The organism is Streptomyces sp. LN549, assembly GCF_043203805.1.
GTDB lineage: Bacteria > Actinomycetota > Actinomycetes > Streptomycetales > Streptomycetaceae > Streptomyces.
In genome coordinates this window covers 7,342,229-7,362,101 of the sequence record NZ_JAZHRI010000002.1, presented here as the reverse complement: position 1 = coordinate 7,362,101, position 19,873 = coordinate 7,342,229, and the positions used below count along the sequence as shown (strand labels likewise).

General features: G+C 71.1%; 17 protein-coding genes. 5 read left to right on the top strand and 12 right to left on the bottom strand.

Annotated elements, in window-relative coordinates:
• Nucleotides 1–17: 17 nt before the first annotated feature.
• From SH922_RS32880 to SH922_RS32870, 3 genes are all read right to left on the bottom strand, one after another.
• A complete protein-coding gene (locus tag SH922_RS32880; RefSeq protein WP_393062196.1) occupies nt 18–602 on the bottom strand; it encodes a TerD family protein in 585 nt (194 codons plus the stop codon).
• Nucleotides 603–703: 101 nt separating this feature from the next.
• Complete coding sequence (locus SH922_RS32875) at nt 704–1,969, bottom strand: CaiB/BaiF CoA transferase family protein (protein WP_393062195.1); 1,266 nt, start codon at nt 1,967–1,969, stop codon at nt 704–706.
• A 50-nt stretch (nt 1,970–2,019) separates the two neighbouring features.
• The gene (locus SH922_RS32870; protein ID WP_393062194.1) at nt 2,020–2,250 is read right to left on the bottom strand and encodes a DUF6296 family protein; all 231 of its coding nucleotides are present in this window, start codon (nt 2,248–2,250) and stop codon (nt 2,020–2,022) included.
• 274 nt (nt 2,251–2,524) lie between these two features.
• Here SH922_RS32870 and SH922_RS32865 point away from each other — a divergent pair, with 274 nt between their 5' ends.
• The 3 genes from SH922_RS32865 (at nt 2,525) to SH922_RS32855 (ending at nt 4,481) form a co-directional block, all read left to right on the top strand.
• Nucleotides 2,525–2,977 (top strand): DUF5709 domain-containing protein, encoded by a 453-nt coding sequence (locus tag SH922_RS32865; RefSeq protein WP_393062193.1) that lies wholly within the window; start codon nt 2,525–2,527, stop codon nt 2,975–2,977.
• Between the two features lie 171 nt (nt 2,978–3,148).
• A complete protein-coding gene (locus SH922_RS32860; protein WP_393062192.1) occupies nt 3,149–3,991 on the top strand; it encodes an alpha/beta fold hydrolase in 843 nt (280 codons plus the stop codon).
• 121 nt (nt 3,992–4,112) lie between these two features.
• Nucleotides 4,113–4,481, top strand: coding sequence for a nuclear transport factor 2 family protein (locus tag SH922_RS32855; RefSeq protein WP_393062191.1), 369 nt, complete (start codon nt 4,113–4,115; stop codon nt 4,479–4,481).
• Between the two features lies 1 nt (nt 4,482).
• Here SH922_RS32855 and SH922_RS32850 read toward each other — a convergent pair whose 3' ends face one another.
• The 8 genes from SH922_RS32850 to SH922_RS32815 all read right to left on the bottom strand — a co-directional run bounded on the left by SH922_RS32850 (nt 4,483) and on the right by SH922_RS32815 (nt 15,620).
• Nucleotides 4,483–5,526 carry an aldo/keto reductase gene (locus SH922_RS32850; RefSeq protein ID WP_393062190.1) on the bottom strand — a complete coding sequence of 348 codons (1,044 nt, stop codon included), beginning with the start codon at nt 5,524–5,526 and terminating at the stop codon, nt 4,483–4,485.
• A complete protein-coding gene (locus SH922_RS32845; protein ID WP_393062189.1) occupies nt 5,523–9,350 on the bottom strand; it encodes an ABC transporter ATP-binding protein in 3,828 nt (1,275 codons plus the stop codon). Before SH922_RS32845 ends, SH922_RS32850 begins: the two co-directional genes overlap by 4 nt.
• Nucleotides 9,347–10,732 carry an LLM class flavin-dependent oxidoreductase gene (locus SH922_RS32840; RefSeq protein WP_393062188.1) on the bottom strand — a complete coding sequence of 462 codons (1,386 nt, stop codon included), beginning with the start codon at nt 10,730–10,732 and terminating at the stop codon, nt 9,347–9,349. The genes SH922_RS32845 and SH922_RS32840 overlap by 4 nt, the downstream gene beginning before the upstream one ends.
• Entirely contained in the window at nt 10,716–11,522 is an 807-nt protein-coding gene (locus tag SH922_RS32835) for an ABC transporter ATP-binding protein (RefSeq protein WP_393062187.1), read from the bottom strand. The genes SH922_RS32840 and SH922_RS32835 overlap by 17 nt, the downstream gene beginning before the upstream one ends.
• Nucleotides 11,498–12,412, bottom strand: a complete 915-nt coding sequence (locus SH922_RS32830; RefSeq protein ID WP_393062186.1) for an ABC transporter permease — start codon at nt 12,410–12,412, stop codon at nt 11,498–11,500. Before SH922_RS32830 ends, SH922_RS32835 begins: the two co-directional genes overlap by 25 nt.
• The gene (locus SH922_RS32825; protein ID WP_393062185.1) at nt 12,409–13,476 is read right to left on the bottom strand and encodes an ABC transporter substrate-binding protein; all 1,068 of its coding nucleotides are present in this window, start codon (nt 13,474–13,476) and stop codon (nt 12,409–12,411) included. Before SH922_RS32825 ends, SH922_RS32830 begins: the two co-directional genes overlap by 4 nt.
• 40 nt (nt 13,477–13,516) lie before the next feature.
• Nucleotides 13,517–14,038 (bottom strand): flavin reductase family protein, encoded by a 522-nt coding sequence (locus SH922_RS32820; protein ID WP_393062184.1) that lies wholly within the window; start codon nt 14,036–14,038, stop codon nt 13,517–13,519.
• 328 nt (nt 14,039–14,366) lie between these two features.
• A complete protein-coding gene (locus SH922_RS32815) occupies nt 14,367–15,620 on the bottom strand; it encodes an ROK family protein (RefSeq protein ID WP_393062183.1) in 1,254 nt (417 codons plus the stop codon).
• A 543-nt stretch (nt 15,621–16,163) separates the two neighbouring features.
• Between SH922_RS32815 and SH922_RS32810 the strand changes: the two genes are divergently transcribed.
• Nucleotides 16,164–16,910, top strand: a complete 747-nt coding sequence (locus tag SH922_RS32810; protein WP_393062182.1) for a DUF6250 domain-containing protein — start codon at nt 16,164–16,166, stop codon at nt 16,908–16,910.
• Nucleotides 16,911–16,984: 74 nt separating this feature from the next.
• On the opposite strand, the gene SH922_RS32805 is transcribed toward SH922_RS32810, so the two are convergent.
• A complete protein-coding gene (locus tag SH922_RS32805) occupies nt 16,985–17,428 on the bottom strand; it encodes a hypothetical protein (protein WP_393062181.1) in 444 nt (147 codons plus the stop codon).
• Between the two features lie 39 nt (nt 17,429–17,467).
• Here SH922_RS32805 and SH922_RS32800 point away from each other — a divergent pair, with 39 nt between their 5' ends.
• Nucleotides 17,468–19,873 (top strand): endonuclease/exonuclease/phosphatase family protein, encoded by a 2,406-nt coding sequence (locus SH922_RS32800; protein ID WP_393062180.1) that lies wholly within the window; start codon nt 17,468–17,470, stop codon nt 19,871–19,873.

The window sequence follows — 19,873 nt, the reverse complement described above, 5'->3', positions numbered from 1 at the left end:
TCGCTACCGGCCATCGGCTACTTGCTGACCGCGAAGCGCATCAGGGCCTGCTCGTCGCCCTGCTTGATCTTCCCCGTCTCGTTGATCACCTCAAGCTTCCAGCTCCCGCCGACGCGGAACGCCTTGGCCACGGCGCAGCCGTTGTCGTTGCTGAGCAGGCTCGGCCAGATGTCCGCGACCTGCTGGGTGGTGCCGCCCGTCGCGTCGTACACCTTGAAGCTGATGTTGCGCGCGCTCTGGAAGGAACTGTGCTTCTTGTACGCGGCGGCGATGAAGACGACGGACGTGATGTTGCTCGGCACCCTGGCGAAGTCGACGGTCACGGTCTCGTCGTCACCGTCACCGTGTCCGGTCTGGTTGTCGCCGCTGTGAGCCAGCGAACCGTTGCCCAGCGGGTCGAGGGAGTCGAGGCCGGCCAGGCGTACGGGCTCCGCGCCCTGCATCGCGATGGCGATCAGGTCGAGGTCGGTGCCCTTCTTCTGGCGAAGCTTCCCCATCAGGCCGCCACTGGCGCCGACGGTGGGGTCCCATGACACCCCGATGGACAGGTGGGTCACCCCGTCCAGATCCGCCGGGCCGTCTTCCTTCTTCAACGTGATCATGCGTGATCCTCTTCGTGGCGAGATTCCTACAGGTCGAGTGTGCCTGGTGTCCCCCGGATGCAGCCCACCAGGGGCAAAATTTCGACCAAGTGTTGGACGGCTCAGGACGAATTGTCCTGCGCCGGCACGATGTGGCCGGACGTGTCTGCGTGATAGGGCTCCGCGACCTCGACGACACCGCGGGCACACAGCCCCTCGATGTCCGAGGCGCTGCGACCCAGCTCGGCGAGGATCCGCTCGGTGTCCCGGCCCGCCGCCGGGACCGGGTCCATCCGCGGACCGACCCCGCCGAGATCCACCGGTGGCAGGAGCGCCTGTACGGGACCGGGGGCGCCGGGCACGGAGATGTCGCGCCAGCGGTCGCGCTCGGTGAGTGCGGGGTGGTCGAGGAACTCCGCCACGGAGTTCACGCCGGCGTTGGCGATGGCCGCCCGGTCCAGGAGCTCCATGGCGTCCTCGCTCCCGAGGTCCGCGAACCGTGCGGCGACGATGGCGTTGAGCTCCTCACGGTGGGCGACCCGGTCCGAGCCGGTGACGAACCGGGGGTCGTCGACGAGCCCGGGCAGGCCGAGCACGGTGACGCACAGGGCGTCCCACTCCCGCTCGTTCTGGATGGAGAGCATCACGTCCTTGCCGTCGGCGGCGGTGAAGGGGCCGTACGGCGCGATCGTGGCGTGCTGGGCGCCGATCCGCGGCGGCTGGGTACCGCCGTAGCGCGTGTAGTACGCGGGCTGGCTCATCCACTCCGCGAGCGCGTCGAAGAGGGAGACCTCGACGGTGAGGGCCCGGCCGGTGGTGGCCCGGGTGAAGAGGGCGGACAGGATGCCGCTGTAGGCGTACATGCCTCCGGCGATGTCCGCGACGGAGATGCCCGAGCGCGCCGGTTCGTCGGGCGAGCCCGTGATCGACAGCAGACCGGTCTGGCACTGCACCAGAAGGTCGTACGCCTTGCGTCCGGACCACGATCCGCTCGTGCCGTAGCCGCTGACCGTGCAGGTGATGAGGGAGGGGTACCTGTCCTGGAGGGCGGCCGAGCCGAGGCCCATCCGGTCCGCCGCACCGGGGGCGAGATTCTGCACGAACACATCGGCTCCGGAGATGAGTTCGTGGAGGATCTCGCGACCTTCGGGTGCCTTGAGATCCAGGGTCAGGGATTCCTTGGAGCGGTTGAGCCAGACGAAATAGCTGGCCTGGCCGTGCACGGTGGTGTCGTAGCGACGGGCGAAGTCGCCGCCGCCGCGGCGCTCGACCTTGATGACGCGGGCGCCGAGGTCGGCCAGCTGACGGGTGGCGAAGGGCGCCGCGACGGCCTGTTCCAGGCTGACGACGGTGATGCCCGCGAGCGGGAGCGGAAGCGGTTCGGTCATGCACCCATACTCCCGGGGCGGTCACCGCGGGAGTGCGGGCGGCCCGCCGCTCAGACGGTCGGCTCCGGCACGACCAGGGGCGTGCCGAGGAGCTGGTGTCCGCCGGTGGCGAGCATGCGCACCTCTCCGCGCTCGCTGATCTCCGCGCGGACGATACCGGTCTCGTCCTCGTAGACCGGGTATCCGCCCGCGCCGGACTGTGCGGTCCGTCTGACGATCACCGTGTCGTCCTCGACGGCCGACGACTGAAACACCAGCTGATAGCTCTCCGGGTAATCCATGACGACCTCCCCACGACGGCCTTCGGACGGACTGTGCGGGCCGGCCTGCGCGACGGACGCGCTTGTGCGGCGTACGCGGTCCGGCCTGCACCTTCCATCGTCTCGCACACCGGCCGTCCCCGCCCGTGCACGACCGCACGGTGCGGGCCCCGGCCCTGGCCGCCTATCCTGAAGAGGTATGGGAAGTTTGAAGGCAATCGGGTGGATATGCCCCCTTGCTCCCGCGTCGTACGGCAGGCATGACCGGGATCCCCGAACCGGGAAGGGAATCGTCATGGAAGGTGCCGACCGGGGCGACGATGTGTACCAGCCCCAGCAGCCGGAGGCCTCCGACCCCGTCGAGCAGCTCGACACGGCGGACACCCTCGACAACCGGCAGCTCGCCGATGTCCTGGACGAGGGGTACTCGCCTCCCGAGCGTCCGTGGGCCGTGGAGGACCGGGGCACCACCGGGTCCGAGCAGCTCAGCGGGGAGACGCTGGACGGCCGGCTGGCCCGGGAGCTGCCCGAGACCGCCGATCCGTCCGGGGACGGCGTGGGCGACGTGTCCGACGGGGACGGCGAGCCCTGGGACTCGGAGGTCGGGGGCGTACGCGCCGGCCGGCTCACCCGGGAGCTGGACCTGAACGAACCGGACAGCATGGCGGGCGAGGACGTCGGGATCGACGGGGCGGCGGCGTCCGCCGAGGAGGCGGCCATGCACGTCATTCCGGACGCCCAGGTGTAGAGGCGGAAGAGGACCCGCCGCAGCCGGGGCCTGCGGCGCCTCACGCCCTCGGTGCTCTGCCCCGGGTGCTGCTGCGCCCTCCTCCCTCGCCCCTTCCTCCGCGCCTCCGCGCCACCGCGCCACCGCGCCACCGCGCCACCGCAGGATCACCGCACCCCATGGGAGAGCCACATGCCGTACATCACCGTCGGGCAGGAGAACTCCGCCGGCATCGAGCTGTACTACGAGGACCACGGGACGGGCAGGCCCGTCGTCCTCATCCACGGGTTCCCGCTGAACGGCGCCTCCTGGGAGAAGCAGTTGCCGGTCCTGCTCGCAGCCGGGTACCGCGTCATCACGTACGACCGGCGCGGTTTCGGCCGGTCCGACCGGCCCACGCACGGCTACGACTACGACACCTTCGCGGCGGACCTGAACGCGGTGATGGAGAAGCTCGACCTCCAGGACGCCGCGCTGGTCGGGTTCTCCATGGGGACCGGCGAGGTCACCCGCTACCTCGGCAACCACGGCTCGCGCCGGGTGGGTCTGGCGGTGCTGGTGGCGCCGATCCCGCCGTTCCTGCTGAAGACGGACGACAACCCGGCCGGGGTCGACCAGAGCGTCTTCGACGACATCATGAGCGCCATCGTGGCGGACCGGCCCGCCTATCTGACGGACTTCCTCGACGCCTTCAACAACGCCGACGCGCTCGGCGGCACCCGGATCAGCGAACAGGCGCTGCGCTCGCAGTGGACCGTGGCGGCGGGCGCGGCTGCCCACGCCACGCTCGCGTGCGTACCCACGTGGCTGACGGACTTCCGTGACGACCTGCCGAAGAACAACGTGCCCACGCTCGTCGTGCAGGGCGACCAGGACCGCATCCTGCCGATCGACTCGACCGGCCGCAGGCTGCCGGACCTCATCCGCGACAGCCGCCTCGTGGAGATCCCGGGCGGGCCGCACAACATCGGCTGGACCCACGCCGAGGAGCTCAACACCGCGCTCATGGGCTTCCTGGACGAACACCGGCGCTGACCGCCCGGACCCGCGCTTACCCCGGAGGTAATCGACGCCTTCCGCCCCCGTCGGACATCGTGTTCCTCACGAGCACAGCGCTCCCGGCCCACCGGCCGGGGCCCGATGAGAGGACCGCACGATGACCGCTTACGACGACGCCGTCCAGCGCTACTTCGCCGCCTGGAACGCCGCCGGCCCCGAGGAGCTGGAGAAGGCCGTCGCCGCTGCCTTCACCGAGGACGCCACGTACACCGACCCGCTGGCCGAGGTAACGGGGCACGAGGCCCTGGCGGCCGCGATCAGCGGCGCTCAGCAGCAGTTCCCCGGATTCGAGTTCCGGCCGGCCGGGGCGGTGGACGGGCACCACGCCCTCGCCCGCTTCGGCTGGGAGCTGGTGGCCGCCGCCGACGGCTCGGCGCCCGTCGCCGGTTCGGATGTGATCACTCTCGCCGACGACGGGCGCATCAGCTCGGTCAGCGGTTTCCTGGACCGCGTGCCGGTCTCCTGAACTACCCGACGGGGTGCGAACGGCGGCGCAGCGAAGGGTCGGTGAGCTCTGCCGGGTGGTAACCGGCGTCACGGGACGAGAGGTTGGTGCCCGGCGGGACGATCTTGTCGATCCGGTCGAGCACGTCCCGGCCCAGCCGCACCCGGTCCGCGCCGAGCTGGCTCGTCAGCTGCTCCAGGGTCCGCGGGCCGATGATCGCGGAGGTGACCGCCGGGTGCTCCAGCACGAAGGCCAGGGCCAGTTGGACGAGGGTGAGCCCGGCCTCGTCGGCCAGCTGGGCGAGAGCTTCGGCGGCGTCGAGCTTGGCTGCGTTCTCCGCGGAGGCGATGTCGAACCGGTCGGCCTGCCGCTCGGCCCGGCTGGATGCGGGCTGGTCGGCCCCCTTGCGGTAGCGGCCGGAGAGCCAGCCGCCGGCCAGCGGGCTCCAGGAGAGGACCGCGAGATCGTACCGCCGGGCCGTGGGCAGCACCTCGCGCTCGATGCCGCGGGCCAGCAGTGAGTACGGGGGCTGCTCGGCGACGACGCGTTCGCGGCCGCGGCGCTCCGCGATCCACTGGCCCTCGACGATGGCGGACGGTTCGAAGGTCGACGTACCGATGTAGCGGATCTTCCCCTGGTGGACCAGGTCGGAGAGGGCACCGAGGGTCTCGTCGAAGTCGGTGCCGGGCTCCGGGCGGTGCACCTGGTAGAGGTCGATCCAGTCGGTGCCGAGCCGGCGCAGGCTGTTCTCCACCTCCAGGATGATCCAACGGCGGGAGTTTCCCTGCTGGTTGGGGTCGGCGCCGAGGCTGCCGTGGAACTTGGTGGCGAGCACGACGTTGTCGCGGCGGCCACCCGCCAGAGCCTTGCCGACGATGGTCTCCGACTCACCGGCGGAGTAGACGTCGGCGGTGTCGACGAAGTTGATGCCGGAGTCCAGGGCGTGGTGGATGATCCGGATGCTGTCGTCGTGGTCCGGGTTGCCCCGGGCACCGAACATCATGGTGCCCAGGCACAGCGGGCTGACCTTGACGCCCGTGCGGCCGAAATTGCGGTACTCCGTCATCCTGCGTTCTCCTTGACGAGTTCACTGACATTCAGGTGGTCGACCGGCGCTGCGTGGCCGGCCTCCCGGAAGGCGTCCCACAGCCGCCGGTACGGACCGTGGGCGGCGAGCAGTTCGGTGTGGGTGCCGGTCTCGACGACGGTTCCCGCGTCGAGCACCACCACCCGGTCGGCGCGGACCGCCGTGGTGAGCCGGTGGGCGACGACGACCGTGGTACGGCGACGGGCCAGCACCTCCGTCGCCGCGGCCACCCTGCGCTCGGTGGCCAGGTCCAGCGAGGCGGTCGCCTCGTCGAGCAACAGAACGTCCGGGTCGACGAGTTCGGCCCGGGCCAGGGCGAGGAGCTGGCGCTGCCCGGCGGAGAGGTTGCGGCCCCGCTCCCCCACCGGCTGGAGGTAGCCGAGCCGCAGTCCGGCGACCATCTCGTGCGCCCCGACCGCGCGGGCCGCCAGCTCCACCTCGGTGTCGGTGGCGTCGGGACGACCGTAGGCGATGGCGTCGCGGACCGTGCCGCTGAACAGATGGGCCTCCTGCGGGACCACGCCCAGCCGGCGGCGGAAGCCGGGCAGGTCGAGTTCGCGCAAATCGTGCCCGTCCACCCTGACCGCCCCGGCGGAAGGGTCGTAGAAGCGGGCGAGGAGCTTCACGACGGTGGACTTCCCCGCCCCGGTCGCCCCGACCAGTGCGACGGTCTCGCCCGGCGCGATGCGCAGGGAGACCCCGTGCAGGACCTCCTGCCCGCCGCCGCCCGCGTACCCGAAGGAGACCGAGTCGAACTCGACCTCGCCGCGCAGGGCGGGCACCGGCCGGGCGTTCTTCGCGGGCGGAGTGCCCGTGGGGGTGCGCATCAGGCCGCGGAGCCGGCCGAGGCCGACGACGGCCTGCTGATAGCCGTCGAAGACCTGGGAGAGCTGCTGGATCGGTGAGAAGAACAGCTCGACGTAGAGGAGGAACGCGATGAGCGTCCCTGCGCTCAGCTCGCCCGAGCGGACCTGTCCGGCTCCGACCGTGAGCACGGCCGCCGAGGAGAGCGTGCCGAGGAACTCGACGAACGGGAAGAACGTGCCCATGTAGCGCTGCGCGCGCAGCCGGGAGTCCCGGAAGGACCGGGCGAGTTCGGCGAAGTCGGCAGCGTTGCGGCTCTCGCGGCGGAAGGCCTGGGTGACCCGGATCGCGGCGACGTTCTCCTGGAGGCAGGCGTTGACGGCGCTGATCCGTTCCCGGGCCTCGCGGTAGGCGGGGACGGAGTGGTGGCGGAAGACCGCGGTGGCCAGGATCAGCAGGGGCAGTGCGGCGAGCAGGACGAGGGCCAGTTCCGCGTCGATCACCAGCAGGGTGACCAGGACGCCGATGACCGTCAGCAGACTGACCACGGCGGTGATCAGACCCGTCTGGAGGAAGTTCGACAGGGCATCGACGTCGGTGGTCATCCGGGTCATGATCCGGCCGCCGAGTTCGCGCTCGTAGTAGTCGAGGCCGAGCCGCTGGAGCTGGGCGAACGTTTTCACACGCAGGGTGTAGAGGAGGCGTTCGCCGGTGCGTCCGGTGGTACGTACCTGGGCCACCCCGATCAGCCAGTTCGCGGCGACCACCAGGGCGGCGGCCGCTGCCGCGGCGAGCAGGACGTGCCCGGCGTGGTGGGCCACGCCCTGGTCGACGCCGTGGCGGACGAGGACCGGCACGGTGATCTGGGCGCCGGCGTCGAGCGCGACGAGCAGCAGACCGAGGAGGAGCGGCAGCCGGAAGGGCCGCAGCAGGGCGCGGAGGCCGAAATCCGCCTCGGCGGCGACGGCCTGGTCGGTGGGCACCCGGGGGTCGGCGGCGGGCAGTGGGAGTCCGGCCATTCCGGCGATGAGTTCGGGGCTCGGCGGTGCCGAGCCCAGCACCCCGCCGCCGGGGCCGGCGCGTCCCGGGCCCGAGGTGGCCGCGGCCTCGGCCAGCGCCTGGGCGGCCCGCACCGCGGTCCCCTCCAGCTGTTCGTCGTCGTTCCCCTCGGGGCGCAGCCACAGGTGCGGCGTCGGGCAGCCGGTCGCCGCACCCGGGTCGGGGATCGTGGTGCCGTCGGGACTGTCGTCCGTCGAGAGTAGTTCGCGGAACAGGGCGGATCCGGCCAGGAGTTCGTCCGGTGTGCCGGTGTCCGTGATGCGGCCGCCGTCGAGGATCGCGACACGGTCGGCGAGCTCGAGCGTCGATCTGCGGTGCGCGACGATCAGCGTGGTGCGGCGCCGGTCGTCCTGGCGCAGCCGGTGGTGGATCTCCGCCTCCACCCGGGCGTCGATGGCCGAGGTGGCGTCGTCCAGGACGAGGACGGCCGGGTCGCCGATCAGGGCGCGCGCCAGGGCCATGCGCTGGCGCTGGCCGCCGGAGAGGGTGAGGCCCTGTTCGCCGACGACGGTGTCGTACCCCTGGGGAAGCCGTTCGATGAACTCGTCGGCGCAGGCGATCCGGGCCGCCGCGCGGATCTGTGCGTCGGTGGCTTCCGGTACCCCGTAGGCGATGTTGGCGCGCACGGTGTCGGAGAGCAGGAGGCTCTCCTCGAAGACGTAGCCGATCCGGGAGCGGAGGGAGGCGAGGGCGAGATCGCGGACGTCGTGGCCGCCCACCCGTACCGATCCGGAAGGTACGTCGTAGAAGCGGGGCAGCAGGGCTGCCGCGGTGGACTTGCCGGAGCCGGCCGGGCCGATCAGGGCCAGGGTCTCACCGGGGCGGATGTCCAGGGTGAAGCCGTCCAGGAGCGGGGCGCCGTCGCCGTACCCGAAGGTGACGTCGTGCCAGCCGATGGCCGGGGGTTCGTCCGGCAGCTGCCTGGCGTGGGGGGCGTCGGTGATGACCGGCGCCTCGTCGACGACCTCCAGCACGCGTTCCGCGCCGGCCCTTGCCTGCTGCCAGACGGTGAGCAGGGTCGCCACCTGGCGGACGGGGGTGACGAAGGAGCCCAGGTAGGTGGTGAACGCGAGGAAGGTGCCGAGCGAGATCCTGCCGTGCAGGGCCATCCAGCCGCCGAGGGCGAGGACGGCGACCTGGCCGAGTGCGGGGACAGCCTGGAGCGCCGGGTTGTAGCGGCTGGTGAAGCGGACGACGCGCAGCCGGGAGGCGAAGAGGTGGCGGGCGCGCTGTTCGAGTCCGGCGAGTTCGCGCTGCTCCTGGCCGAAGCCCTTGACCACGCGGACGCCGGTGACGGTCGCCTCGACGGTGGAGGCGACTTCCGCGGCCTCCTGCTGGGCGTGCCAGTTGGCGGGGAAGAGGTCGCGGCGGCTGCGCATGGCGATGATCCAGAGCAGCGGGCCGACGACCACTGCGACGACGGTCAGCAGCGGGGACAGGACCGCCATGAAGACCAGTGAGAACAGGAACATGAGCGCGTTGCCGGTGAGGTTGGGCAGGAACTGCAGCAGGGTCTGGATGAGGGTGATGTCGGAGATGGACCGGCTGACCACCTGGCCGGTGCGCAGATCGTCCTGCTGGGCGCCGCCGAGCCGGAGCAGTGCGGCGAACGCGTCGTTGCGCAGGTCGTACTGCACCCCGAGGGAGAGCCGGCCCGAGCGGTAGCGGCGGGTGAAGCTCGCCCCGAAGCGGACGGCGCCGAGTGCGGCGAGCAGGATCGTCCAGGGGGCGAGCGAGGCGGTGGTGCCGGCCGCCACCCCGTCCACCACGTGCCGCAGCACGAGCGGCAGGGTGGCGGTGGCGACGGCGGCGACCACAGCGGCACCGAAGGCCAGGAGCAGATCGGTGCGGTGCCGCAGGCAGTAGCCCAGCAGCCGGCGCGCCCAGCCGGGCGGCGGCTGCCGGGGCGTACTCGTTTCCGGGTCCGGACAGTCCGTCACCGGGCCTCCGCCAGACCGATGCCGAAGTGGCCCTCGCTGCGGTCGACGGTCTCGAAGAGCCGGTTGGCGGGCCGCGGCAGCCCGTAGTGTCCGCGCAGGGTGCTCGCGGTGTACTCGGTACGGAAGAGGCCGCGTTCCTGGAGGATCGGCACCACGCGGTCGACGAAGACCTCCAGGCCGGAAGGGAGGACGGCGGGCATGATGTTGAAGCCGTCGGCGGCCCCGCTGTCGTACCACTGCTCGATGGTGTCGGCGACCTGCTCCGCGGTGCCGGCGAAGGTGCGGTGGCCGCGGCCGCCACCGAGCCGGCCGATCAGCTGACGCACGGTCAACTTCTCTCTCCTGGCCAGCTCGACGATGAGCGTGTACCGGCTCTTTGCACCCTCGATCTCGTCCTCGGTGGGGATGTCCTCGGGGAGTTCCGCGTCCAGGTCCAGGTCGTCCGGGGCGATCCTCAGCTGCCGGGCGAGCTGCCGCTTGGCGTACTCGGGGACGATGAGGTTCTCCAGCTCGGCGTCGAGCGCCAGGGCCTCGGCCTCGGTGTCGCCGATCACGGGCACGATGCCGGGCAGGATCTTGATGCCGTCCGGGTTGCGGCCGATGACCTCGGCGCGCCGCTTGACGTCCTTGTAGAAGGCGATGCCTTCCTCCAGGGTCTGCTGGGCGGTGAACACCGCCTCCGCGTAGCGGGCCGCGAAGTCCTTGCCGTCCTCGCTCGACCCGGCCTGCACGAGCAACGGATATCCCTGCGGAGGCCGTTGTACGTTGAGCGGGCCGTCGACGCGGAAGAACTCCCCGCTGTGCTCGATCTTCCGTACGCGTTCGGCCAGGGCGTGGACGCCGCGTTCCTTGTCGGCGATCACGGCGTCGTCGGCCCAGCTGTCCCAGAGCTTGGTGGACACCTCGACGAACTCGCCGGCCCGCCGGTAGCGGTCGTGGTGCAGCGGAGTGTCGTCCAGGCCGAAGTTGCGGGCCGCGTCGGCGCCCGCGGTGGTGACGATGTTCCAGCCTGCCCGGCCGCCGGAGACGTGGTCCAGGGAGGCGAACCGGCGGGCCAGGTTGTACGGCTCGTTGTAGCTCGTCGACGCGGTGGCGATCAGGCCGATGTGGCGGGTGGCCCCGGCCAGCGCGGTGAGCAGGACGGTGGGCTCCAGTTTGGCGGCGGGCCGCCGTCCGGGGTCGCCCATCAGGACGGGGCTGTCGGCGAGGAACAGCGAGTCCAGCCTGCCGCGTTCGGCGATCCTGGCGAGGTTCTTGTAGTGCTCGATGTCGGAGTTGGCCTCGGCCGGGCTCTCGGGCAGCCGCCAGGACGCCTCGTGATGACCGGTGGACATGAGGAACGCGTTGAGGTGCAGCTGCTTGCGGTCAGGCGTGCTGGACATGGGATTCCTTCTCTTCGGAAAGGGTCTGGGGCTGCGCGACACCGAGAGCGGTGAGCAGCGTGTCGCGGTACTCCTGGAACCGGGGGTCGCGGCGGGAGCGCGGGGTGGGCAGGTCGACGGTGAGGTCGACGGAGATCCGGCCGTCCTCCAGGACCAGCACCCGGTCGGCGAGTTCGACGGCCTCGTCGACGTCGTGCGTGACCAGCAGCACCGCGGGGCGGTGGCGTTCGTAGAGTTCGCGCAGCAGGTCGTGCATCTTGATCCGGGTCAGCGCGTCCAGGGCGCCGAACGGCTCGTCCGCCAGCAGGAGTTCGGGTTCACGGACCAGGGCCCGGGCCAGCGCGGCGCGCTGTTGCTCACCGCCGGACAGCTCGTGCGGCCAGGACCGGTCGCGCCCCTCCAGTCCGACCTCCGCCAGGGCGGTGAGACCGCGCTCACGCGCCTTGGGGCCGCGCAGTCCGAGGATCACGTTGTCGATCACCCTGAGCCAGGGCAGCAGCCGGGAGTCCTGGAAGGAGAGCGAGACCCGGTCGGGGACGGTGAGTTCGCCGGAGCCCTCGACGGTGTGGTCGAGCCGGGCGACGGCCCGCAGCAGGGTGGACTTGCCGGAGCCACTGCGGCCGAGCAGGGCGGTGAACTCGCCCGGCTCGACGGTGAGATCGAGCTCCTTGAGGATGTCGCGGTCGCCGAACCGGCGGACCAGTTTCCTGGTGCGGATGGCGGGGCGTTCCGCGACCGCCGCCGTGCCGGCCCCGTGGACGGGGTTCAGCCCGCCAGAGTGCGTCGCCATGAAAGGACCTTCCTCTCGACGGCGCGTACCGCCGCGTCCGATGCGAAGCCGAAGATCCCGTAGGCCACCAGGCCCACGATGATCACGTCGGACTGGGCGTACTGCTGGGCCTGGAACATCATGTAGCCGATGCCACTGGTGGCGTTGATCTGCTCGACGACGATCAGTCCGAGCCAGGACGCGGTGACACCGAGGCGCAGTCCGACGAAGAAGCCGGGCAGCGAACCGGGCACGACGACCTTGCGGATGAACTGTGCGCGGCTCAGGTCGAGTCCCTCGGCGAGCTCGACGTACCTGCTGTCGATGCCGGTCAGTGAGGCGTAGGTGTTGATGTACATGTTCACCGCGACGCCGAGCGCGATGACGGTGACCTTCATCTGTTCGCCGATGCCGAGCCAGAGGATCAGCAGCGGGAGCATGGCCAGGGAGGGGATGGCGCGCTTGATCTGGAGCGGCCCGTCCAGCAGGTACTCGCCGGTGCGGCTGAGTCCGGCGGCGACGGCGAGGAGGACCCCGGCGGTCACCCCGAAGAACAGGCCGAGTCCGGCGCGCTGGAGCGAGATGAGGACGTTGTCCTGGAGCCGGCCGCTGGAGATGAGGTCGGACGCGGTGGAGAGGACCGTGCCGGGTCCGGACAGGATCCGCGGGTCGAGGTAGCCGATGGCCGAGGCGAACCACCACAGGGCGATGACCAGCACCGGGCCGATCAGCCGCCCGAAGGGAACGGCACGGCCGGGGCCGAGCCGTCGGCGGGTGGCGCGGGGCGCGGGCGGGGCGGACTTCGTCTCGGGCGCCCGCAATTCGGCCGGCTCCGCCCCGGTCTTCTGCAGTGGCACGTCGGCCGTACTCACACGGCCTGCGGTGCGGGTGTTCGTCAGCAGTTCGGTCATGACGTCTCCCGGTACTGGGCGGCCACGGCCCTGGCCGCGATCCCCTCGAAGCGGCGGTCGAACAGTTCGGCGGCGTCCTGCTTCGGTACGAAGCCGCCGTCGGCCAGCAGGTCGGCGGTCTCCTGCTCCCACGCGATCGCCTTGTCCCAGCTGACCGGGAACTGCGGCTTGTGGAGCGAGGCGACGATGCGTTTGCCGTCCTCCTGGGAGACGCCCTGGTCCTTGACGTAGTACGTGTCGATCCACTCGCCGGTGTTCTCCCAGGCCCAGGTCTGGCCGCGGGCCCACAGCGGGATGAAACTGCGGACGGCGGCCACCTTGGCCCGGTCGTTCAGCACCTCGTTGGGCGCCCACAGGACCGAGAGCAGGTCCACGACGTCGGTCTTCACCCCCCGGGCCCCGTCCTTCTCGTACTGGGTGAGGTACTTGGTGAAGGTCGGTTCGCCCAGCGGAGCCACGTCGACCTGCTTGGACTGCAGGGCGGTGAGGAACTGGGTGCTGGGCAGGGCGACCAGTTCGACGTCCTCGTTGGCCAGCCCGGCCTCCTTCAGCGCGCGCAGGACGACGACGCCCTGCGCCTGGCCCTGGGAGAAGCCGATCTTCTTGCCGCGGAAGTCGGCCACCGAGCTGATGTCCGAGCCGGGCGCGGTCGCGAAGACGTACGAGGGATGGGTCCGCACCTGCACGGCGACGATCTTCGCTTCGACGCCGATCGCGTGGGCCTGGATCGGCGGAATTCCGGCATTGACCGCGAGATCGATGGAATGGGCCCGGAATCCCTGGATGATATCGGGGCCCGCGGTCAGGTTGGGCCACTGCGAAACGGTGAAGGGAAGGTCCTTCCGCAATCCGGCGGGACCCAGCTGGAGTTGTGTGGATCGAACGGCTATGGAGAGTTTCGTCCCCGGCGGCGGGGCCCCCGAGGGGAGTTTCCCTGCGGGCTCTGCGCTTGCCGCTGTCTTGACCTGGGGTGAGCAGGCGGCGAGACCGCCGATGACCGCTCCGCCGGCGAGGGCGAGAAACGACCTGCGGCCGACGTTCATCTGTGTGCCGTGGCGTGCCATGGTGAATTCCTGATCCGTAGTTTTCGGGCTGGGCGGGCTGTCAGAGGGAGTGGTAGGCGCCGTCGTGGAAGAGCAGCGGGCTGCGTCCCTCGTCGAGCCGGGCGTCCACCACCCGGGCGATGACGATGCGGTGGTCGCCGGCCGGGACGATCTGCTCGGTCTCCAGCCGCAGCCAGCCGGCCACCCCGTCGAGCACCGGTTCCCCCTCCGGCAGGCGGCGCCAGCGAGTGGGGGCGGCGAACCGGTCGATCCCGCTGGTGGCGAAGGTGGTGGCCAGGGACTGCTGTTCGGCGCCGAGGAAGTTCACGACCGCGGTGCCGGCCCGTTCGATGTGCGGCCAGGACGAGGTGCCGGTCCCGATGCCGAACGACACGAGCGGCGGGTCGAGCGAGAGGGAGCTGAGCGAGGTCGCGGTGAAGCCGATCGGGCCGCGGCCCGCGTCGGCGGTGACGACGACGACTCCGGCGGGATATCGGCGGAACGCCTGCTTGAACCGGTCCGGGGCTATCCCCTTCGCGGCAGGCGCGGTCGGCGCCAGGTATGAGGGCACGGTAATGGTCAACGTCTCTCCCTGATGGAAAGTTGGAAAGGGGCGGAGAAATACGACGGCTATGCAGAAGGGCAGAGCGCGGCGCACGGCGGAGCGGGGCTCTCGCCGGAATTCAGCGGGTGGTTATCGGACACCCGGACAGGGGCGACAACACAGACGCGGGGCGCAAACGCGGGCCGACGCGGCCGAGCGGAAGGCGCGCGTCGTCGAGGACGCGTCTCCTGAATTCCGCTGTCGGCTGGTCATGAATCCATCATCCCGTTCCGATTCGGGCCCGGTCAACAATGCAACTGCCTGAATTAAGTCGGATACGGGGACGGCCGCGGGAGGGGAGGGGGCGTCAGGAGACCGCGGGCAGCGCCGGCCAGGGGCCGAGCGGGTCCACGTACAGCGCACCGAGCGCCACCGCGCCACCCGCTGTGGCCAGCACGGAGCCGGTGAAGCTGGAAGGGACCACGGCCCGCTCCGGGTCGTCGCAGACCCAGGAGCGCTCCGCCACCTCCGCCCGCAGATCCGCCAGACACTCCGGAATCCGGCCCGCCCCGGGCTCGACCACGACGAGCACCTCCGGGTCGAACATGTCCAGCAGCAGGGCCGCGGCCCGGCCGACCAGCCGCGCCCGTCGGCGGAACAGCGCCACCGCCCGGGCGTCACCGGCCAGCGCCTGCGTCAGAAGTTCCGGGAACGAGCCGACGAACAGTCCCTGCGCCGCGGCACGCCGCACCATGGCCCGCTCCGAGACCTCCGACTGGAGGCACCCGGACCGCCCGCAGGAGCAGGGTTCCGCGCCGCCCGTCCCGCCGGCGCCGAGCGGCAGGTGCGCCACGCTGCCGGCCCCCGACCGCGGGCCCCGGTGCATGGCCCCCTCGGTGGCGAAGGCCGCGTCCACGACGGCGCCGACGAACAGCAGGACGGTGCTGGACCGGGTCGACTCCTCACCGAACAGCTGTTCCGCCCGGGCCAGCGCCCGGGAGTGGCTGTCCACATGGACCGGCAGCCCGGTCGCGGCGGAGAGGATGTCGCGGGCCGGCACATCGCGCCAGCCGAGCTGGGGGTGTTCCACGATCACCCCGGTCACGGGGTCGACCCGGTGCCCGGTGGCCAGGCCCAGGGCGAGCACGGTGCGTCCGCCGGCGTGCGCGGCCACCAGCCGGGGCAGCCGGGCCGTGAGTCCGGCCAGCATGCTGCGGGGTTCGGTGGTGCGGTGCGGTTGCCGGTCTTCGGCGACGATCCGGCCCCGCAGGTCCATCAGGGAGACGGTGGAGTGGGCGACGGCGATGTGTGCTCCGGCCACCAGAAAGCGCGCGGTGTCGACCTCGACGGGGACGTGTGGCCGGCCGAGCCCCTTGGGGCCGGCGGTCTCCGCGCTCTCCCGGACCAGTCCGCGAGCGAGCAGCCGGCCGACGTGCCCGCTGACGGAGGCGGGCGAGAGGCCGGTGAGGCGGGCGACGGTGGAGCGGGCGACCGGCCCGTGGTCGAGGATCGCACCGAGCACGGATCCGGTGCCCGGGACGCGGCGGGCAGGTCCGGCGGAGGGTATGTCGGAGCGGAGCAGGGGGCTGGGGCGGCGGGCGGCCGCGGACAGACTCTTCACGTGTCTTCCAGGTCCTCGATGGCAGCGGGTGACGCGGTGCGCGCTCCTCGAAGGAGGGCGTGGCAGACGCATGCTGACGGCGAGTCAGCTCAGCGCTCTGTCCCGTGGAGGGAAACACCCTGCGGGGATCCGGGGACCGCACCGGGGAGAACGCCCCGGTGGCCGGACGCGCGGGCGCCGTGCTCTCAGTCCTGATGACACGCGGCGGAGCACACACGCTTGAGGTCGACATGACCTCGCGTCGTCAGGTGTGTGGATCGCTGCATGTCGCGCAAGGTAGCCGGAATGACGTAACCCGGTCAAACCACTGCCCGCATCATGGACAGCCGCCCAAGTGGCGCATGTTGCCCGCGCATTGCGGCGGTGCGACGCCGCCCCTGCGGCACCGAGGAGGGACGCTGCGAGATTCGATTGAAACGTGGTCGGCGTATTGCAGTTCCGTTGCAGGATCTCCCGTACCACTGGCGTCGAAACGTTTCAACAGTAAGGGTTCACCTCTGTCCGCCACCCTCCCCCGCCGCACACTCAAGGAGACCTCACTTCATGTCCCCCACGACCCGCCGCGACTTCGGGGCCCTGGCCGCCGCAGCCACGCTGTCGGCCCTGGTCCCTGCCACCGCCGCCGCGGCACCCCGCCCGCACCACCCCCGGCGGGGCCGGCTCATCGCCTCCGACTCCTTCCGCCACGGCCTCGGGCAGTGGTCGGCCGAGTTGGAGAGCGGCGGCAGCGTCACCGCCTCGCACGGCGTTCTGGACATCGACGTTCCCGGTGGCGCCACGGTCTGGTTCAGGCAGCCGCTGCGCGGTCCCTACCTCCTGGAGTACACCGCCACCCCGGTCTCCGCGGGCGGGGCCAACGACCGGGTCTCCGACCTCAACAACTTCTGGAACGCGAGCGACGTACGCTCCCCCGGCGACCTCTTCGCCACCCGGCGCGGCGGCGCGCTCCCCGAGTACGACTACCTCACGACGTACTACTCGGGCTACGGCGCGAACTACAACACCACGACCCGTCTGCGGCGCTACATAGGCGAGGCCGGCGTCCGCCCCCTGCTGCTCGACTACACCGAACCGCTGCTGACGGCCAACGAGCCCAACCACGTCCGGATCGTCTCGGACGGATCGAAAGTCCAGTGGTGGGACAACGGGCGGCTGGTCTTCGACCACCGCGACCCCGAGCCCTACACCGGCGGGCACTTCGCGTTCCGTACCGTCCTCAGCCACTTCAGGATCAGCGACTTCAGGGTCAGCGAGCTGAGGCGCCGGCCGTCGGCTTCGGGCCGGGCATGACCTGACGGCGGCGCCGCCGAGTGGACTGATGCCGTGGTACGGCCTCCGATCAACCGAGCCGACGACGCTACGGGTCAATACGCCTGATCCTTCTGGGCGCGGGTGACACCCGCGATGACGGCGGTCGTCAGCACGCAGCCGAAGGCGATCAGCAGGTAGGCCGGCCACTGAAGGCTGTCGTTCGACCAGTACCACCCCGTGCGCTGTCCCAGAGCACCGATGGGGACCAAGAGGTCGAGGTGTGGATGAGGGGCTGGAAGGCTGCCTTCGCCCAGTTTGACCGGGGCGGGGGAATGAGTGCCGAAGGCCAGCGTGCCCAGCAAGGTCAGGGCGAGGAGCCAGATGCCGGCAAGCCAGGGCCGGTAGCCACAGCCCACGGTCACGTCGAGCAGTTGTCCCCACACCCGAGCCGGGGCGCCGGGCGCCCTGAGCCAAGGACTGAGCTCGTGCCCGGCGCTCGCCGGAGTGATTTCTGGAATTAACCTCTGATGCCTTGTCATCGCCGGTTCTACGCGCATAGCTTGTGCTCCCTCACCACACTCTGAGGGGCAGTTTCCGTGCGCATATCCAGATCCCGTTCCGTCCTGCTGGCCGGCGCGGTCGCCGTGACCCTCTCGGCGACCGCGCTGCCCGCCGCCTTCGCGGCACCGTCGTCGACCGCCGTGATCTCCGAGGTGTACGGCGGCGGCGGGAACTCGGGCGCGACGCTCACCCGCGACTTCATCGAGCTGGCGAACGCGGGTTCCGCCGCGTACGACCTGTCCGGGTTCAGCGTCCAGTACCTGCCCGGGGCTCCGTCCGCGGGCTCCCTGTGGCAGGTCTCCGCGCTGACGGGCTCCGTCGCGCCCGGCGGCCGCTATCTGGTCGCCCAGGCAGCGGGTACAGGCGGCACCGTCGCCCTGCCCGCCCCGGACGCCACCGGCACCGTCGCCATGTCCGCCGCCAGCGGCACCGTCGCGCTGGTTTCCGGCACCACGCCGCTGACCTGCAAGACGGCAGCGGACTGCGCCACCGACACCCGCATCGTGGACCTGGTGGGCTACGGCTCCGCGGTCGTCCGCGAAGGCGGCGGCCCGGCCACCGGCGCCTCCGCCACCGCCTCCGTGACGCGCGCGGCCTCCCTCTCCGACACCGACGACAACGCCGCGGACCTGTCCGCCGCAGCCCCCACCCCGGTCAACGCGGCCGGTGAGACGTCCGGCGGCACGGACCCGGGCGACCCGGGCAACCCGACCGAGCCCGGCACCGTGCGCGTGCACGACATCCAGGGCACCACCCGGGTCTCCCCGTCGGACGGCCAGGCGGTGACCGGCGTGCCCGGCATCGTCACCGCGGTGCGCACCACGGGTTCGAAGGGCTTCTGGATCCAGGACACCGCGCCGGACTCGGACCCGCGGACCGGCGAGGGCGTCTTCGTCTACACCGGCTCCACCGCCCCCGCGGTCGCGGTGGGTGACTCGGTACTCGTCAGCGGCACGGTCGACGAGTACTACCCGTCGGCCACCACGCAGTCCATCACCGAGATCACCTCGCCCAGGACCACGGTCCTGTCGTCGGGCAACGCCCTGCCGGCGCCGGTCGTGCTCGATGCGGCCGCGGTACCCGCCGCGTACGTCCCCTCGGCCGGCGGGGCCTCGATCGACGCGCTGCCGCTGGAGCCGTCGACGTACGCCCTCGACCTCTACGAGTCGCTCGAAGGCACCCGCGTGCAGATCGCCGACACCCGCGTCACGGGTGCCACGACCGCGTACGACGAGATCTGGGTGACCGTCGAGCCGAAGCAGAACCCGACCCGGCGCGGCGGGACGCTGTACTCCTCGTACACCGACCAGAACACCGGCCGGATCAAGGTCATGTCGCTCGACACCACGCGCCCCTTCCCGGTCGGGAACGTCGGCGACGTGCTGTCCGGCACCACCACCGGCGTGATCGACTACGCCTCGTTCGGCGGCTACAACCTCCAGGCGACCGAGCTCGGCACGCTCACCGACAACCACCTCCGCCGCGAGGTCACCCGGAAGCAGAAGGGCGGCGAACTCGCCGTCGCCACGTACAACGTGGAGAACCTGGACGCGCTGGACGAGCAGGCCAAGTTCGACACGCTCGCCGAGGGCGTCGCGGTCAACCTCTCCTCCCCCGACATCGTCTCGCTGGAGGAGATCCAGGACGACAACGGCGCGGTCAGCGACGGCACGGTCGGCTCCGAGGCGACGCTGAAGCGGTTCACCGACGCGATCGTCGCGGCGGGCGGACCCAGGTATGCCTGGCGCTACGTCGCCCCGCAGGACGGCCAGGACGGCGGCGAGCCCGGCGGCAACATCCGCAACGTCTTTCTCTTCAACCCGCAGCGGGTCTCCTTCGTGGACCGTGCGGGCGGCGACGCGACGACCGCGGTGACGGCGGTGCCGACGAGGAAGGGTGTCACGCTGTCGGTGTCACCCGGCCGCATCGACCCGGCGAGCGAGGCCTGGTCCGACAGCCGCAAGCCCCTGGTCGGTGAATTCCGCTTCCATGGGAAGCCGGTGTTCGTCATCGGGAACCACTTCGCCTCCAAGGGCGGCGACCAGCCGCTGCACGGCCGCTACCAGGAGCCGTCGCGCAGTTCGGAGACGAAGCGGGTCCAGCAGGCGGCGGAGGTGAACACCTTCGTGAAGTCCCTGCTGGCGGCCGACAAGTCGGCGCGGGTCGTCACACTCGGCGACCTCAACGACTTCGCGTTCTCACCCACGATGTCCGCGCTGACCGCAGGCAAGGCACTCAAGCCGCTGATCACCACGCTGCCGGCGAACGAGCAGTACAGCTATGTGTACGAGGGCAACTCGCAGACCCTCGACCACATCCTGACGAGCCCCGGCATCCGTCGGTTCGACTACGACGTGGTGCACATCAACGCGGAGTTCGCGGACCAGGCGAGCGACCACGACCCGCAGATCGTGCGGGTCAAGGTCGACGGCCGCCACTGA